This window comes from Caulobacter rhizosphaerae (assembly GCF_010977555.1).
GTDB classification, from domain to species: Bacteria; Pseudomonadota; Alphaproteobacteria; order Caulobacterales; family Caulobacteraceae; genus Caulobacter; species Caulobacter rhizosphaerae.
Genome location: NZ_CP048815.1, coordinates 2816682 through 2833860 on the forward strand (window position 1 = coordinate 2816682; position 17179 = coordinate 2833860).

Sequence of the window (17179 nt, forward strand, 5' to 3'; positions counted from 1 at the left end):
CTGAGGACGATTGCTGGCGCGACGCTTCAAAAAACCCTCATCCTGAGCCTGTAGGACGAGGATTTCACACACCGACCTTTAAGCGCTGTGGCGCTGCAGGGCCTGGGCGGCGGCGCGTTCCAGGGCGTGGACGGCGCTCTCGCCGGCCTCGATCTGGGCCACCCCGATGTCGAACTCGCAGACGAACGGCGGCCGGTCGTCGCCGGCGTCGAAGGCCGTGCAGCCGATCACCGCGGCGATCCGCTCTGCGGCGGCGCGTCCGGCCGCCTGGTTGGTGGCGGGCAGGGCCAGGGCGAAAACCTCGGGCGCCAGACGGGCGGCGGTGTCCTCGACCCGCACCAGCCGGCCGACCATCGAGCCGATCTGCGGGATAGCGCGGTCCAGCCAGCCGTTCTTGCGCGCCCAGACCGTGTCGGGCTTGTCGGCGACCCGCAGCACGCAGATCGACAGCGGCCGGGCCCGCTCCCGCGCTGCGGTCGCCAGGCGGACCAGGTGGGCGGCGAACAGGTCGCGGGTGAACAGGCCGGTGGCGGCGTCCATCAGGCCAGAGCTGCGGGCCTTCTCCAGGGCCCCGCGAATGGCCTCGCCGCGACGATAGTTGCGGGCCAGCTCGATGACCCGCTTGGCGGTCTCGATCTCGGCCGTTTCGGGCGAAGCGACGTCGGACACCCCGCGATGGAAGGCCTCCGACATGGTCACATAGCTCTCGGCCTTCAGGTAGAGCAGGGCCGGGATGTGAAAGAGCCGGGTGTTGCGGCGCATGCCGGCCGCGATCGACAGGGCTTCCTGCTGGTTGTCGCCGGCCCACAGCACCACGGCGTCGAAGGCCCGCTCGTGCAGGTAGTCGAAGGCCGTATAGGCGGTGAAGGCGCCGACCACGTCGGCCCCGCTGCGAGCCAGGGCGTTGGACAGGGCCAGGAACTGCGGAGCCGGCTCGCCGATCGCCAGGATGCGGAACGGCTCGGCCTGGGGTTCGGGCAGGTCCAGCCGGCGGCCGCGATCGCCGAAGGTGGCCAGGCGAAGCTCGAACTCCTCCTCGGCGATGGCGGTGCGCACCAGGGACTCCAGGCGCAGCACGGCCTGGCTGGGGTGCAGGGGCGGCGACAGGGTCAGGTCGAAGGCCTGGGTGTTGGACTCCGTCCCCGGCTCGCCGATGGCGATCACCGGCAGGCGGCGCGGGGCCACGGCGGCCTTCAGGCGGCGCGACAGGGAGTGGGCGTCGGGGCCGGCGCTCTCGAGATCGACGATCACCGCCTCGATGTTCAGGTCGCCCAGGGCGGCCAAGGCGGCGTAGGGACCGCGCGCGGTGATGGTCCGCCAGCCGAGCTTGTCGAGCCCTTCGGACAGCGGCCCGGCGCGAGCATCATCGCGCGCCACGATCAGGATTCGGGCGTTCACCGCCAACTCAAGCCTCCGCCCCGGACACCGGCGTCGCCCGACGGCGCGGCGCCGTCGAGATTCGACGTCGCACCATAGCAGAGGCGCAGGCCCCTCATAGGTCCGCATCGCCGCAGGCTGTGAACGGACAAAGCCTCTTGCCTGACCGAAGGGCAGGGCCGTTCTAGTGGCCGTGAGACGAACGCCGCGAGAGTCGGCCGGGAGGAACGTCATGGCCCAGGGACCGCTGTCCGGCCTGAAGGTGCTGGAATTCGCCGGGCTCGGTCCCGGCCCGTTCTGCGGCATGCTGCTGTCGGACCTGGGGGCCGACGTCGTGCGCATCGACCGCAAGGGCGCAGGCCGGGGCTCGCCCGCCGACGTCACCGCGCGGGGCCGCCGCTCGGTGGCGCTGGACCTGAAGTCACCGGCCGCGGTCGAGGCCTGCCTGACGCTGATGGAGAGCGCCGACGGGGTGATCGAGGGCTTCCGCCCAGGGGTCATGGAGCGGCTGGGCCTGGGCCCCGAGGTCGCGCTGGCCCGCAATCCCAGGCTGATCTATGGCCGCATGACCGGCTGGGGCCAGACCGGACCCTACGCCAAGGCCGCCGGTCACGACATGAACTACATCGCCATCAGCGGCGCCCTGGCGGCCATCGGCACGGCGGACAAGCCGGTGCCGCCGCTGAACCTGGTCGGCGATTTCGGCGGCGGGGCGCTCTATCTGGCCTTCGGCCTGCTGGCGGGGGTGATCCATGCCCGGGCGACGGGCCAGGGCCAGGTGATCGACTGCGCGATGAGCGACGGCGCGGCCTCGCTGATGGCTATGTTCTACGGCTTCAAGGCCAGCGGCCTTTGGGGCGAGGGGCGACGGTCCAACCTGCTGGACGGCGGGGCCCACTTCTACGACACCTATCAATGCGCCGACGGCAAGTGGATCTCGATCGGTTCGATCGAGCCGCAGTTCTACCGTCTCCTGCTGGAAAAGACCGGGATCACCGACCCGCAGTTCGAGCACCAGATGAGCCGCGGGGACTGGCCGGAGCTTCGGGAGAAGCTGGCGGCGGTGATCGCGACCCGGACCCGCGACGACTGGTGCGTCCTGATGGACGGGACCGACGTCTGCTTCGCCCCGGTCCTGACGATGGACGAGGCTCCGGCCCATGCCCACAACGCCGCGCGCCGGACTTTCGTCGAGGTGGCCGGCGTAACCCAGCCGGCGCCGGCCCCGCGCTTCTCGGCCACCCCCGGCGCGATCCAGGGCCCGCCGCCGAAGATCGGCGCTGACAACGACACGGCGCTGGCGGACTGGGGCTTCTCGGCCGAGGCGATCACGGCGCTGAAGGCGCAGGGCGCGCTGTAGCCTCCCGTCTCCTGACGAGATCATTCAGGTCCGGTTCAGCCGCAAGGGTCTAGACCTGATCCTGTAACCGGCCGTCGCGCCACCCGTCCCTCGATGCGGCGACCGGTTCAGGTTCGTCCTGCGGAGACCCGCCGCTTTCCCTGAAGCGGCGGGTCTTTGTATCTCCAATCCGATGTTTTTTTGGCGGCGCGCTTGCGTCGAAGCGGCGCCGAGGCCAGTTTCCGCCGCATGAATTCCCCCCAGGACCGTATTCGCTTTCGAGACCTCGATCTCGATCCGATCCATTGGGTGAGGGAGATCCTCCGAGTCCTCGGCCTGGCCCTGCAGCGCCTGTGGGGCCGCGACGTGATGCTGTATGTCGGCGGGGTGTCGTTCTTCATCCTGCTGGCGGTGTTTCCCGGCCTGGCGATCCTGATCGGTCTGTTCAGCCTCCTCCTGACCCCCGAACAGGCGGCCTACCAGGCCGACAAGCTGTCGTTCCTGATGCCGTCGGGCGCCCGGCCGATCTTCCAGAGCGAGCTGGCCCGCCTGGCCCACGCGCCGGAGAAGGCCATTTCCGCCCAGAGCGCCGTGGTGCTGGTGATCGGCCTCTACGCCGCCCATCGCGGCTTCAAGGCCCTGCTGGCCGGCCTGTCCTTCATCCATGACGAGGAGGACCAGCGCGGCTTCTTCGGCTTCAACTTCATGGCCCTGGTGGTGCTGGTCGCCGCCTTCGCCCTGCTGTTCGTGATGTCGGGCGTGTTCCTGACGTTCCGCCTGCTGGCCAGCACCGTAAACCTTCGCCCCCTGGCCGGCGTGTCGTGGATCCAGAGCGAGTGGACCTGGGCCAGCCTGGGCCTGCTGGTCGGCATGACCCTGATCTACCGCTACGCCATGTCCCGCGCCCCGGTCGGCTGGCGCGCGTCGATCGCCGGCGGGTTCGCGGCGGCGGTGATGTGCGTGTTCATGTCCTGGGCCAGCGCCTTCTATGTCGAGCAGGTCGCCCATCTGGGCGCGACCTACGGCTCGATCTCGGCGGTGATCATCTTCCTGATCTGGCTGTCGTGGAGCGTCAACGCCGTGTTCTACGGCGGCGCCCTGGCCACCGAGATGGAGATCGCGCTGGACGAGCGGCCCCGGGCCCTGCTCGAGGGCCCCAAGCCGATCCCGCTCAAGGCGCCTTCGCCACCAGAAAGCTGATCGCGCCGTCCGGGGCGTCGACGATCTCCAGCACGGTCGCCCCGGCGCTGGCGGCGAAATGCGGCACGTCGATGCGGGCCAGCGGGTCGTCGGCCAGCAGGCGGACCAGGCCGCCGGCCGGCGCCTCCTCCAGGGCCCGGCGCAGGCGCAGCGTCGGCACGGGGCAGCGATGGCCGCGGGCGTCCATCAGGCGTTCTTCAGACATCGAACACGGCCTCGGCTTGGGCGGCGGTCAGAATGCGGTGCGCTCCCGGCGCCAGGTCGTCCGGCAGGGCAAGGCCGCCGATACGCTCGCGATGCAACGCGGCCACGTGGTTGCCCACGGCGGCGAACATCCGGCGGACCTGGTGATAGCGGCCCTCGGTGATGGTCAGCCGCGCCTCGCGCTCGCCCAGAACCTCCAGACTGGCGGGCAACAGCGGCTTTTCCTCGCCCTCCAGCATCAGGGTCCCGCTGGCGAAGGCCGCGCCCTCCGTCCCGGCCAGCGGCCGGTCGAGCGTGGCGCGATAGACCTTGGGCACGTGGCGCTTGGGCGAGATCACCCGGTGCAGGAAATCGCCGTCGTCGGTGATCAGGATCAGGCCCGAGGTGTCCTTGTCCAACCGCCCAACGCTCGAAAGCGCCGGGTCGCGGATCTGCCAGCGCTTGGGCAGGAGGTCGTAGATCCGCTCGCCGTCCTCGCGGTGCGAACAAACCACGCCCAGCGGCTTGTGCATGATCAGCACCAGGGGCGCCGGCGGGTCGACCGGGACGCCGCGGATCTTCAGGCGCAGCGGCAGGTCGGCGGCGACGGCGATCTTCAGGCCGGCGTCCTTGATGGCGACCCCGTCCAGCGTGACCTTGCCGGTCGAGACCAGGGCCTGGACGTCGCGCCGGCTGCCGTAGCCGAGATTGGCCAGCAGCCGGTCCAGTCGCGCCATCAAGGCTTTGCTCATTTCCGGGCCTCGTACACCTTGAAGCCGCCGGCGTCGGCGACCGGGCGGACGGTCTTGAAGTGCTCGTTCAGCACCGCCTCGTAGGGCAGGTGGCGGTTGGCGACGATCCACAGCACGCCGCCCTTGCGCAGCATACCGGCGGCCGCGGTGATGAAGGCCTGGCCCAGGCCCTTGTCCTCGCTTCCGGTTTCGTGGAACGGCGGGTTGGTGACCACGAAGTCCAGGCCGCTGGCCAGGTCCGCGCCGCGCCGGGCGTCGGCCTGCAGGACCTCGACGCGCGGGTCGTCGACATTGCGCCTGGCCGCCTCGACCGCCCGGCGGTCCAGGTCGACCAGGGTCAGCTTGGTCACCTTGGGCGAGGCCAGGACGGCGTGGGCCAGGACGCCGATGCCGCAGCCCAGGTCGACGCCGACCCCGCTCAGCGGCGGCAGCGACTTCAGCAGCAGGGCAGAGCCGGGATCCAGGCGGTCCCAGCTGAACACCCCCGGCTGGGTCCACAGGCCGTCGCCGTCCAGCCGGCGCGGCGCGCCTTCGGCGATGGCGGCGTCCAGGCCGATCACGTGCGCCGGCTTCAGGGCCACGCAAATCCGCTGGTGACGCTTGGCGCTTTCACCGACCGTGCAGCCGAACGCGACCAACTCTTTGTTCATGCGCAGGCCGCCGCGATCCTTCGGGGCGAGGGCGGTCAGGCGTCCCTCCACCTTCAGCGCCCGCAAGGCCTGGGCCAGCACGTAGCGCCGCTCGGCGACACCGGGCGGGGCCTGGATCACGATCTCATCGACGGAGTCGTCCGGGAGGCTGGCCAGGTCCGTCGCGCCCACCCATAGCGGCGAGGTCTGGAGCGCCCCGCCGGGCAGGTCGATGAGGTCATGAGACGGCGAACCGTAGACGGCGAAGTTTGGCATTTCAGGATCTTTGCTTGGCGAAGACCAGTGAATGGGCCTCCGAACATCGAGAGCCTGAGCGCGTCGCAAAATCGAGACAAGAAGTCCAGCCCCGCGTGCGGCCGGGCTCGCCCCAACGTTGTATTCGATTGCGGGGCAGGGTAGCGATGACCTAGACTGGAAGCGTGCAAGGCTCGCGTCACGAGAGGTCTTACGGATCCTTCCACGGTGCGGCCCTGAACGCAGGGCGTGCGGAGCTTATGATGCAAATTCGACCCGATCAGCCCGCCGCCAAGATCGACACCAATTCGGGTGAAGCCACACCGCCGGTGACGGTCCTCACCGGACAAGGATCGGTGGTGGTGTGGGACACCTCGGTGCCTGCGCGCGTGTTTTCGGACGTCTATACATTGTACGCTGACGTCTTCGACGCGGCTGGCGCACTGATCCGAAAGGTCACCGTGGCCAGCTCGGCGGCGCCAGCCTCGGTCGATCCCCGGCCCCAGGTCGTGGCGCTCACCAACGGCGGCTTCGCGGTGGCTTGGCACGCCACCTACGGCTACGTCAGCGAGGGCGCCGCGTTCCAGACCTTCGACGCCACCGGCGTGGCGACCTCCGCGGTGTTCAGCATTCCCAACAGCGTGGACGGCGAGTCGATCGTCGCCCTGCCGAACGGCGGCGTCGCCCTGGCCTGGACGCAGAAGCAGGCCTCGGGGGCTGTCGACGCCTATACGGCGACGTTCAATTCGGCTGGTCAGGTCTCCGCCACCACGCAACTCACCCATCTGGCCGCCACGGCCCACGTCGATCCCCCGATCGTCACAGCCCTGGCGTCCGGCTACGCGGTGTCCTGGATCTCGGTGCTCGACGCCCAGACAGCCAGCGTCTTCACCTCGATCTTCAACGCGAACGGCGTCGAGATCCGCCAGCCCATCGCCGTCAGCGGCCCGTTCTCGACCACGATCAAGGCCGACCTGAACGTCGCGACCACCGCCAGCGGCGGCTTCACCCTGACCTGGCTCGAAAACCACGGCGGCGCCAACGACATTCATCGCGCGGTGTACGCTGCCAATGGCGCGCAGATCGCCGCGTCTGAAGTCGTCGCCCACGGCCGAGGCGTCGAGGTCGCGGCCCTGGCCGACGGACATCAGGCCTTGGCCTGGGTCGACGGCGGCGTGACGTTCAAGATCCTGGACGCCGACGGCCACGCGATCACCGGCCCGATCGCCGTCACCCATGACGACACCTACGGCCACGTGGTCGGCGACATCGCGGTCGCCGCCGTGGGCGACGGAAATCAGTTCGTCGTCTCCTGGACGCAGACCACCGCGGAAACGGGTCAGCAGAGCGAGCTGTTCGTCGCGGTCTACGATTCGACCGGCCACCGGGTGGCCGAAGCGGTCAACATCGCGGGCAATCCCTACTACGACGAATCCACGCCTTCGATCGACACGTTCTCCGATGGGCATTTCGTGATCGGCTGGACCTCCGGCCGTTTCTTCAACGACGGCTACACGCCCTATGTCCGCAACGGCGTCTTCAAGGCGGAGCTCGATCCGACCGTCGAGCTGTCAATCGGTTCGGTGGACCTGAACGGCGACGGCCGCTCCGACGTGCTGATGCGCAACCACGAGGGCGATCTGGGATCCTACCAACTGGTCGGCGGTCAGTATCAGTGGAGCGCGCCGACGCACTCGCTGATGACCTATTCTTTGGTCGGGGTGGGCGATTTTAACGGCGACCACGCCACCGATGTGCTGTTCCGCAACAATATCTCCGGCGACCTGGGCTTCAACCGCATGGTCGACGGCCAGAACGTCGGCTACCAGGCGATCGGCTCGTCCTCGACCGCCTACGCCGTGGTGGCGACCGGCGACTTCGACCACAATGGGACCAGCGACATCCTGTTCCGTGGCGTGAGCGGCGACATGGGCTACTACCGGATGAGCGAGGGCGCCGTCGTCAGCTGGGGCCAGATCGGCACGCTGGCCAACACCAAGGCGGTTGCCGGCGTGGGTGATTTCGACGGCGACGGCGACGACGACATCCTGTACCGCACCCTCGGTTCGGGCGCGGGCGGCGGCGATCTTGGCTTCTACCATCTGCAGAACGGCGCCGTGGTCGGGCAGACGACGATCGCGTCCTCGTCGCCGGCCTATACGGTGGTCGGCGTCGCCGATTTCGACGGCAACGGCTCGGTCGATATCCTGTTCCGCAACGACAAGACGGGCGACACCGGCTTCTACAAGATCGACCACGGCCAGTTCGTCGACTGGGTCGGCGTCGGCTCGTCCTCGGCCGACTATCGGGTCGTCAATGTCGGCGACTTCGACATGAACGGCAGCGTCGACATCCTTTTACAGAACGAATTCAACCACGACCTGGGCTACTACGCCCTGGACCACGGCCACTTCGTCAACTGGATCGGCGTGGCCACCACCGCCGACGGCTTCTTCGGCGTCTAGGCAGGACGCGGCGCGTCGACGTTCAGCGCCCAGGCCGCTTCGCGTTGCCCGCCGCCCGCGGTCGCTCTAGGATCAGATGTGCAAATTCTCGCCGACCTCCCGCCCACCAAGGTCCACGCCGACTCGGGCGAGGCGCAGCCCCAGGTCACCACCCTGGCGAGCGGCAACTACGTGGTCATATGGGACGACGTCCACTATGTGAGGCTCGGGCCCGCCGGCTCCCAGCTTTATGCCGAGATGTTCAACCCATCGGGCCTATTGCTGAAGTCGATCCTGGTCGACCAGACCAACCAATCTTTCCCCCCTCCGCAAGCGCTGGTCACGCCGCTCGAAGATGGCGGCTTCGCGATCGCCTGGCAGCGGTCGACCACGTCAACCAAGGCCGCCGCCGCCCAGACCTTCGACGTGTCCGGCAACGCGACGTCCGCGATCATCGAGATAGCCAACAGCGGCACGGCGCACTCGATCACGCCGCTGGCCAATGGCGGCTTCGCCATGGCCTGGACGCAGCTTTCGGTCTCCGGCGCGACCGACGCCTTCACCGCGACGTTCGACGCCAGCGGCCAGGTCTCTGCGACGACCCAGCTCAGCCAGCTCACCGGCTCGGCCTATGTCGACGCGCCGGTCGTGGTTTCGCTGCCGAACGGGTATGCGGTGTCGTGGACGGCGGTCCTCAATGCGCAGACTGCCGACGTCTACACGGCGATCTTCGACCTCAACGGCCAGATCGTCGGCGCACCGGTCGAGGTCAGCGGCCAGTTCACCACCGCGGTGCACGCCGGAGTCCAAGCCACGGCGCTCTCAAGCGGCGACTATGTGTTGACCTGGTCGAAAGGGGCGAGCCCCAACCCTGACGTCTATAGCGCCGTCTACAGCGCGAGCGGCGTCCAGCTGGCGGCGCCCGCGATCACCAGCCATGGCGTCAGCGCCGAGACCGCCGCTCTCGCCGACGACCGCCATGTTCTGGTCACCGACAGTTCGGGCGTGACATTCAAGATCACCGACGCCGCCGGGCACGCCCTAACCGGCGAGGTCGCCGTCACCCACAACGGCGCCTATGGCCAGGTCGTGAGGGACGTCGCCGTCACGGCGTCGGCGGATGGCCATGAGTTCTTGGTCTCATGGGTGCAGAGCACCCGCGAAGTTCCCTCCTCGGCGGCCAGCGACCCCGGCGGCGAATTGTTCGTCGCGATCTATGACGAGACGGGCCACCAGTTGGCGGCGCCGGTCAATATTTCCAACACCGTCCACAGCGCCGAGTCGACCCCGGCGGTCGTGGGGCTGCAAGGTGATCGGTTCCTGGTCAGTTGGACGGCTGGGCAGGGCGCGACCGGAATCACGGGTTCCTATACGCCGCATGGCGTCTTCACGACGATCGTGCACACGAGCGAACTGCCGATCGGCCCGACGGACCTGACCGGCGATGGCCGCTTCGACGTCCTTATGCGCAACCAGGAAGGCGATTTCGGGACCTATCGGATCGTCGACGGCGTCTACCGATGGAACGCCATCGCCTCCTCCCTGACCACCTATTCGCTGGTGGGCGCGGGCGACTTCGACGGCGACCACACCACCGACGTGCTGTTCCGCAATAACCTCACTGGCGACCTGGGCTTCTACGGCATCTTCAACGGCCAGAACGGCGGCTACAAAGGGATCGGCTCGTCCTCGCCCAACTACGCCGTGGTGGCCACCGGCGACTTCGATCGGGATGGGACCTCGGACGTGCTGTTCCGTGACGCGACCGGCGACCTGGGATTCTATCGGATCACCCAAGGCAACTTTGCTGGCTGGGTTCAGGTCGGTGGGTCGAGCACCGCCTATACGGTGGTCGGCGTGGGAGACTTTGACGGCGACGGCGGCGACGACATTCTGTTCCGCAACCAGACCGTAGGCGGCCAAGGCGCCTTGGGCTTATATCATCTGCAGAACGGGGCCATGACCAGTTGGGGTCAGATCGGCACGTCTTCCGAAGCCTACAGCGTCGTCGGGGTGGCGGATTTCGACGGCAACGGCTCGGCCGACATCCTGTTCCGCAACGACAAGACGGGCGACACCGGCTTCTACAAGATCGATCACGGCCAGTTCGTCGATTGGGTCGGCGTCGGCTCGTCCTCGGCCGACTATCGGGTCGTCAATGTCGGCGACTTCGACATGAACGGCAGCGTCGACATCCTTTTCCAGAACGAATTCAACCACGACCTGGGCTACTACGCCCTGGACCACGGCCACTTCGTCAACTGGATCGGCGTGGCCACCACCGCCGACGGCTTCTTCGGCGTCTAGTCGGCGCCCGGCACGCTCGTCCGGGGCCTTGGCGGGCAGGGTGGGATTCGAACCCACGGTGGACTTTCACCCACGGCGGTTTTCAAGACCGCTGCCTTAAACCACTCGGCCACCTGCCCGGAGCAGGGGCCTATATCAGCGGTCGCCCGCCCGCTCCAGTCGTTTCGGCGCGTTTTGGTCGCACCTTTTATTAACCAGACTTCAAGCCTCCTGAACGACCCTTTCGCTCGAGACTAGAGTGATCGGGAGCAGGCGTTTGGACCAGGCAAGCGAAGCGCGGGGCGCGGGTCGCCCGCTGCGCGGACTGGCGGCGGCCGCGCTCGGTTGCGCCGGCCTGGCCGCCTGCGCCACGCCGATGCCGACCCGGCTGCCGCCGACGGCCTCGTCGCAATCGACGGCCAGACCCTATTCGGGACCGCCCGCCCCGGGGTCAACCGCGGGCCTGCGCGGCACCGAGAAGCCCTACCAGATCAAGGGGATCTGGTACTATCCCAAGGCCGATCGCGACTATGACGAGAAGGGGATCGGCTCGTGGTACGGCGAGCAGTTCCACAACCGGCGCACGGCCAATGGCGAGATCTTCGACATGGACGTGCCGTCGGCGGCCCACAAGACCCTGCCGCTGCCCAGCATCGTTGAGGTCACCAACCTGGACAACGGCCGCAAGCTGCAGGTTCGGGTCAATGATCGCGGGCCGTTCGTCGATGGTCGCATCATCGACCTGTCGAAGGCCGCCGCCGAGCAGCTGGGCTATGGCCGGGCGGGCGTGGCCCATGTCCGCGTCCGCTATGTCGGCCCGGCCGGCAAGACTCCGTTCGACCAGCCGCGGATGATCGCCTCGGCCCCGCCGCCCTCCGAGCCGCGCTATGCGCCGGCGCCCAGGACCCGTGTCTACAACTCGGGCCTGCCGCCGGCCCAACCGGCCTACGACGCGCCGCCGCCGCCCAAGGCCGCCGACCCGGACTATGTCCCGTCTGCCCCGTCTGCGCCCGTCGTCCCGGCTGAACCCGCGCCGGTTCTCGCCGGCGCCGAGACGGTCAACGGCGGCGCTGGAAGCGCCTATCGCGTGCAGGCGGGTTCGTTCGCCAATCGCGGCAACGCCGAACGCGCCGTGGCCCAGCTGGGTGAGGCTGGGGAGACCTCGATCGAGCCGATCCAGCGCGCCCAGGGCGTGCTCTATCGCGTGGTTGTCCAGGCCGGTCCGGACGAGGCCGAGGCCTTCGGCGTGCGCGACCGCGTCGCCGCCCTGGGCTTTTCCGACGCGACGGTGCTGCGGCCCTAGGCCTGGCCGCGATCCCCTCTGGACAAGACGGGCGTTACGGCCGATTTGAAGCCCGTGACGCGTGGAACCTTCATCAGTTTCGAGGGCGGCGAGGGGGCTGGAAAGTCGACCCAGATCCGCCGCCTGGCCGAACGCCTGAAGGCGGACGGCGCCGACGTGGTGCTGACCCGCGAGCCGGGCGGCAGCCCCGGCGCCGAGCAGATCCGCGACCTGATCCTGAACGGCGACGTCGACCGCTGGTCGCCGGTCACCGAAACCCTGCTGATGTACGCCGCGCGGCGTGACCACATCGAGCGGGTGATCCGGCCGGCCCTGGACCGTGGGGCCATCGTGCTGTGCGACCGCTTCGCCGATAGCACCCGGGCTTATCAGGGGGCGGGCGGCGAGGCGCCGATCAGCCTGATCAAGGCGCTGGAAGAGCAGGTCCTGGGCGGCACGACGCCGGACCTGACGCTGATCTTCGACATCCCGGCCGAAGTGGGCCTGAAGCGGGCCCTGGCCCGGGGCGGCGAGGCGCGCTTCGAGGCCAAGGGCCTGGCCTTCCACCAGCGCCTGGGCGAGGCCTTCCTCGAGATCGCGCGCCGCGAGCCCCAACGCTGCGTGGTGATCGAAGCCGACGACGCGATCGACGCGGTCTGGGCCGACGTCTGGGACGCGGTGTCCACCCGGCTGGGCCTGTAGCGCGTGGACGCGCCGCCCCATCCCCGCGACGTGTTCGCCATCGACGGCGTCGAGGCCGCCGAGCTGGCCTTCCTGGACGCCCTGGACCGCGGCCGGCTGCACCACGCCTGGCTACTGACCGGACCCGAGGGCGTAGGCAAGGCGACCCTGGCCTATCGGATGGCCCGCCGCCTGCTGGGCGCGAGGCCGGATCCGGCGTTCGGCGCCCTGGGATCGGCGCCGACCGATTTCGTCAGCCGCCAGGTCGCCGCCCGATCGCACCCCGACCTGATGGTGCTGGAGCGGGCGACGGACGACGGCAAGGCCCGCAAGTCGATCCCCGTCGACGAGGCCCGTCTGCTGCCGGCCTTCTTCGCCAATTCGCCGGCCGTCTCGCCTTATCGGGTGGCGATCATCGACGCCGCCGACGACCTGAACGTCAACGCCGCCAACGCCGTGCTGAAGACTCTCGAGGAACCCCCGCCGCGTGGGGTGATCCTGTTGATCAGCCATTCGCCGGGCCGTTTGCTGCCGACCATCCGCTCGCGCTGCCGCCGGCTGGTGGTGCCCGCGCCGGAGCTGTCCAAGGCCGCCGCCATGGTCGAGCAGCGGGCCGGGGTCTCGGCCCACGAGGCCGACCGCCTGGCGCGAATGGCCAAGGGCGCGCCAGGCCGCGCCCTGCAGCTGGCCGCCGCCGGGGCGCTGGAGGCCGACGACGCGGCCGGCGAGATCCTGCGCAAGCTGCCCGACCTGGACGAGGGCGCGCTGCTGGCCATGGCCGACACCTTCAAGGGGGCCGAGGGCGCCGCGCGCTTCGAGCTCTTGTTCGACCGGCTGGGCGACCAGATCCACGCCATGGCCACCGGCATGGCCGGCGAACGCACGCCGGCGGGCCTGGACCGCTGGGTGGCGGCCTGGGAGAAGATCGTCCGCGCGCCGGGCGAGGCCGAGGCCGTGAACCTGGATCGCGCCGACGTGTTCTGGACCGCGATCATGGACTTGCGCGCCGCCGCCCGGGCGGCCATGTGACCGCATGCTCATCGACAGCCACGTAAACCTGCACGCCCATCAGTACGACGAGGACCGCCAGGCGGTGATCGACCGCGCCCGCGCCGCCGGGATCCAGCTGATGGTCACTATCTGCGACAAGATTCCGTCGTTCGACGCGGTCCACGCCATCGCCATGGCCAACGACGACATCTGGTGCACGGTTGGGGCCCATCCGCATGAGGCCAAGGACCATGTCGAGCTGACGGCCGAACGTTTGGTCGAGCTGGCAGGCCGGCCCAAGGTGATCGGCATTGGCGAGACGGGGCTGGACTTCCACTACGACCTCAGCCCGCGCGACGTGCAGGCGAACGTGTTCCGCGCCCATGCGGCCGCGGCGCGCCAGACCGGCCTGCCGTTGGTGGTCCACACCCGCGAGGCCGACGCGGTGATGGGCGACATCCTCGAGGCGGAGCACGCCCGGGGGCCGTTCAAGATCCTGATGCACTGCTACACCAGCGGTCCCGAGCTGGCTCGGCGGATGGCGGCGCTGGGGGCTTGGTTCTCGGTCTCGGGCATCGCCACCTTCAAGCAGGCCCAGGCGGTGCGCGACATCATCGCCGACATGCCGGCCGACAAGATCATCCTGGAGACCGACTGCCCGTACCTGGCCCCCGTGCCGATGCGCGGCCGCCGCAACGAGCCGGCCTATCTGCCGCACGTGCTGGACAAGCTGGCCGAGATCCGTGGCTGGACCCGCGCAGACGCCGAGGCCCGCACCGAGGACGCCTTCTTCGCCCTGTTCGACCGGATCCCCCGGACATGACCGGCAAGCTGGAGTTCACGATCCTGGGCTCCGGCTCGTCGGGCGGCGTGCCGCGCGCCGACGGCAACTGGGGCGATTGCGACCCGGCCGAACCGAAGAACCTGCGTACCCGCTGCTCGATGCTGGTGCGACGGCCGGGCGGCGATCCAGCGACCGACACCACGGTGGTGGTCGACACCGCCCCGGACTTCCGGCTGCAGGCGGTGAGGGCGGGGGTCAAGCGCGTCGACGCCTGCCTGTTCACCCACGACCATGCCGACCAGGCCCACGGGATCGACGACCTGCGGCCGTTCTTCCTGAACCATCGCCGGCGCGTCCCCACCTACATGGACGCCTATACGATGGAGAGCCTGGGACGGCGGTTCGGCTACATCTTCGAGAGCCAGGGCGGCTATCCGGCCATCTGCGACGCCCACCCCATCCCGCCGCACGGCCAGCCCTGGAAGGTCGACGGCCCCAGCGGCGCGATCCCGGTGACCACCTTCGACGTCGATCACGGCGAGATCCGCGCCGTCGGCTATCGCTTCGGCGATGTCGCCTATACGCCCGACGCCATCGGCTTTCCCGAGGAGAGCTGGGCGGCGCTGAGCGATCTCGACGTCTGGGTGGTGGACGCCCTGCGCTGGACGCCGCACCCGACCCACGCCCATGTGGGCCTGGCCCTGGACTGGATCGCCCGCGCCAAGCCGCGTCGCGCCATCCTGACCAACCTGCATATCGACCTGGATTTCAATGCCTTGGCGGCGAAACTTCCGCCGGGGGTCGAGCCGGCCTATGACGGGATGACCTTCGAGGTCTGAGGCCTCCGGCGGGGTGCGTCCTTCGAGGCTCGGCTACGCCTCGCACCTCAGGATGAGGAATTCCGCAAGGTCGCGACCACCGGTCCTCATCCTGAGGCGCCGGCATTAGCGGGCCTCGAAGGACGCACGGCCCCACCAACACCGCCTTTACGCTCCCCTTACGCAGACCCGCGCCATGGCGAATGGAGCCCTTACGCGCCTTCATGGTCCTTTCCAGCCAAGTTAGCTGGAGGCCAAGGATGGCTGATCTCATCTTCCTGGCGTTGGGCGGCGGGCTGTTCCTGGCCTTCGCCGCCTTCGCCGCCGCCCTGAGGCGCGTGTGACCATGCTGGTGAACGTGCTGTGGGGAGCCGGGGCGCTCGTCGTCGCGGCGTACATGGTCGTGGCCCTGCTGCGACCCGACAAGTTCTGACGGAACTCATCCCATGAATTGGCAAGGCTGGGCGGAAATCGCCCTGACGCTGGGCTTGGCGGTCGCGATCGGCTGGCCGCTGGGCGTTTACATGTCGCGGGTCTGGAACGGCGAGCGCACCTGGCTGGATCCGGTGCTGCGTCCGGTCGAGGCCGTCTTCTACAAGGCCTGCGGCGTCGATCCGGCCAAGAGCCAGAGCTGGTACGGCTATGCCGGCGCGCTGCTGGCCTTCAACCTGGTCGGATTCCTGCTGGTCTATGCGGTGCTGCGCCTGCAGGGCGTGCTGCCGCTGAACCCGCAAGGCTTCCCCGGCCTGTCCGGACACCTGTCGTTCAACACCGCGATCAGCTTTGTCACCAACACCAACTGGCAGAGCTATGCCGGCGAGTCGACGATGTCGACGCTGAGCCAGATGCTGGTGCTGACCACCCAGAACTTCGTCTCGGCCGCCACCGGCGCGACCATCGCCGCGGCTCTGGCCCGGGCGTTTGTCGCCAATAGGGGCGAGGGAGTCGGCAACTTCTGGGCCGACTTGGTGCGCACCACGCTCTACGTGCTGCTGCCGCTGTCGTTCCTGCTGGCCGTGGTTCTGGTCGCCCTGGGTCTGCCCCAGACCCTGGCCGCCGGCGTCACCGCCCACACCCTGGAAGGCGCTGACCAGAAGATCGCGCTCTACGCCGTGGCCTCGCAGGAGGCCATCAAGATGCTGGGCATCAACGGCGGCGGGATCTTCAACGCCAACTCGGCCCATCCGTTCGAGAACCCCACGCCGCTGACCAACCTGATCACGGCCGTCTCGATCGATGTGCTCGGCTGGGCCGCCTTCTTCGCTTTCGGCCGCAGCGTGCTGGCGCGGAAGGACATTCGGGCCCTGGTCGTGGCGGGCGTGGTTCTGCTGTCGGCCGGCGCGGCGACGATCTATGTCACCGAGACGCAGAGCCCGCCGGCCCTGGTCGCCGCCCATGTCGACGCCTCGGTCAATCTGGAAGGCAAGGAGACCCGCTTCGGCGCCCCGGCCACGGCCGCCTGGGTCGCCATGACCACCGGAGCCTCGAACGGCTCGGTCAACGGCATGCATTCCAGCCTGATGCCGCTGGGCGGCGGCATGGCGATGTTCCTGATGCACCTGGGCGAGATCCTGCCCGGCGGCATCGGCTCGGGCATCGCCGTCATGGTGGTCATGGCCGTGCTGTCGGTGTTCGTCGCCGGCCTGATGGTGGGCCGTACCCCCGAATATCTCGGCAAGAAGATCGAGGCCCGCGAGGTGCAGTTGTCGATCCTGGCCGTGGTGGCCATCCCGGTCTCGACCCTGGGCTTCTCGGCCGTCGCCGCGGTCCTGCCCGAAGCGTTGAAGGGCCTGATGCATACAGGCCCGCATGGCCTGTCGGAGATCCTCTACGCCTACACCTCGGCCACGGCCAACAACGGCTCGGCCTTCGCCGGCCTGACCGCCAACGCCCCCTGGTGGGACGCGACCCTGGGCGTGGCCATGGCCATGGGCCGGTTCATGCCGATCATCGCCGTCCTGGCCATGGCCGGCTCGCTGGCCGCCAAGCCCAAGCTGGCCCCGTCCGCCGGGACCCTGCCCACCGACGGCGGCCTGTTCATCGGCCTGCTGGTGGGGGTGATCCTGATCCTGGGCGGCCTGCAGTTCTTCCCCGCATTGGCGCTGGGTCCGATCGTCGAGCACTTCCAGGTGCTCGCCGCGGTCGCCCACGCGTCCTGA

General features: G+C 69.0%; 15 protein-coding genes and 1 tRNA gene. 11 read left to right on the forward strand and 5 right to left on the reverse strand.

Translation table 11 applies throughout. The annotated features are described in order from the left end of the window. Positions 1–78 precede the first annotated feature (78 nt). Entirely contained in the window at positions 79–1404 is a 1326-nt protein-coding gene (locus G3M57_RS13050; protein WP_056750756.1) for a diguanylate cyclase domain-containing protein, read from the reverse strand. A 205-nt stretch (positions 1405–1609) separates the two neighbouring features. On the opposite strand from G3M57_RS13050, the gene G3M57_RS13055 reads away from it, so the two are divergent. Next, complete coding sequence (locus tag G3M57_RS13055) at positions 1610–2737, forward strand: CaiB/BaiF CoA transferase family protein (RefSeq protein ID WP_163231001.1); 1128 nt, start codon at positions 1610–1612, stop codon at positions 2735–2737. 228 nt (positions 2738–2965) lie between these two features. Then, a complete protein-coding gene (locus tag G3M57_RS13060) occupies positions 2966–3916 on the forward strand; it encodes a YihY/virulence factor BrkB family protein (protein WP_057186825.1) in 951 nt (316 codons plus the stop codon). Here G3M57_RS13060 and G3M57_RS13065 read toward each other — a convergent pair. From G3M57_RS13065 to G3M57_RS13075, 3 genes are read right to left on the reverse strand one after another with little or no spacing between them, the layout of a single operon-like run. Further along, on the reverse strand, positions 3888–4121 hold the full coding sequence (locus G3M57_RS13065; protein ID WP_057186786.1) for a sulfurtransferase TusA family protein: 234 nt from the start codon (positions 4119–4121) through the stop codon (positions 3888–3890). The genes G3M57_RS13060 and G3M57_RS13065 overlap by 29 nt on opposite strands. Beyond that, positions 4114–4851 (reverse strand): pseudouridine synthase, encoded by a 738-nt coding sequence (locus tag G3M57_RS13070; RefSeq protein WP_056750744.1) that lies wholly within the window; start codon positions 4849–4851, stop codon positions 4114–4116. The genes G3M57_RS13065 and G3M57_RS13070 overlap by 8 nt, the downstream gene beginning before the upstream one ends. Further along, entirely contained in the window at positions 4848–5756 is a 909-nt protein-coding gene (locus tag G3M57_RS13075; protein WP_056750742.1) for a class I SAM-dependent methyltransferase, read from the reverse strand. The genes G3M57_RS13070 and G3M57_RS13075 overlap by 4 nt, the downstream gene beginning before the upstream one ends. 242 nt (positions 5757–5998) lie before the next feature. On the opposite strand from G3M57_RS13075, the gene G3M57_RS13080 reads away from it, so the two are divergent. After that, on the forward strand, positions 5999–8200 hold the full coding sequence (locus G3M57_RS13080) for an FG-GAP repeat domain-containing protein (protein WP_163231003.1): 2202 nt from the start codon (positions 5999–6001) through the stop codon (positions 8198–8200). Between the two features lie 78 nt (positions 8201–8278). After that, the gene (locus G3M57_RS13085) at positions 8279–10486 is read left to right on the forward strand and encodes an FG-GAP repeat domain-containing protein (RefSeq protein WP_163231004.1); all 2208 of its coding nucleotides are present in this window, start codon (positions 8279–8281) and stop codon (positions 10484–10486) included. A 29-nt stretch (positions 10487–10515) separates the two neighbouring features. Here the strand turns inward: G3M57_RS13085 and G3M57_RS13090 are convergent. Further along, positions 10516–10605: transfer RNA gene (locus G3M57_RS13090), tRNA-Ser, on the reverse strand. 137 nt (positions 10606–10742) lie between these two features. On the opposite strand from G3M57_RS13090, the gene G3M57_RS13095 reads away from it, so the two are divergent. From G3M57_RS13095 to kdpA, 7 genes are all read left to right on the forward strand, one after another. Next, on the forward strand, positions 10743–11768 hold the full coding sequence (locus tag G3M57_RS13095) for a septal ring lytic transglycosylase RlpA family protein (protein WP_056750730.1): 1026 nt from the start codon (positions 10743–10745) through the stop codon (positions 11766–11768). A 54-nt stretch (positions 11769–11822) separates the two neighbouring features. Next, entirely contained in the window at positions 11823–12449 is a 627-nt protein-coding gene (tmk, locus tag G3M57_RS13100; protein WP_056751550.1) for a dTMP kinase, read from the forward strand. 3 nt (positions 12450–12452) lie between these two features. After that, entirely contained in the window at positions 12453–13457 is a 1005-nt protein-coding gene (locus tag G3M57_RS13105) for a DNA polymerase III subunit delta' (RefSeq protein ID WP_056750727.1), read from the forward strand. A gap of 4 nt (positions 13458–13461) precedes the next feature. Continuing rightward, positions 13462–14241 carry a TatD family hydrolase gene (locus tag G3M57_RS13110; RefSeq protein ID WP_056750725.1) on the forward strand — a complete coding sequence of 260 codons (780 nt, stop codon included), beginning with the start codon at positions 13462–13464 and terminating at the stop codon, positions 14239–14241. After that, positions 14238–15041, forward strand: a complete 804-nt coding sequence (locus G3M57_RS13115; RefSeq protein WP_056750723.1) for an MBL fold metallo-hydrolase — start codon at positions 14238–14240, stop codon at positions 15039–15041. The genes G3M57_RS13110 and G3M57_RS13115 overlap by 4 nt, the downstream gene beginning before the upstream one ends. 325 nt (positions 15042–15366) lie before the next feature. Then, positions 15367–15453 (forward strand): potassium-transporting ATPase subunit F, encoded by an 87-nt coding sequence (locus tag G3M57_RS13120; RefSeq protein ID WP_230983732.1) that lies wholly within the window; start codon positions 15367–15369, stop codon positions 15451–15453. A gap of 13 nt (positions 15454–15466) precedes the next feature. Beyond that, the gene (gene kdpA, locus G3M57_RS13125) at positions 15467–17179 is read left to right on the forward strand and encodes a potassium-transporting ATPase subunit KdpA (protein ID WP_056750721.1); all 1713 of its coding nucleotides are present in this window, start codon (positions 15467–15469) and stop codon (positions 17177–17179) included.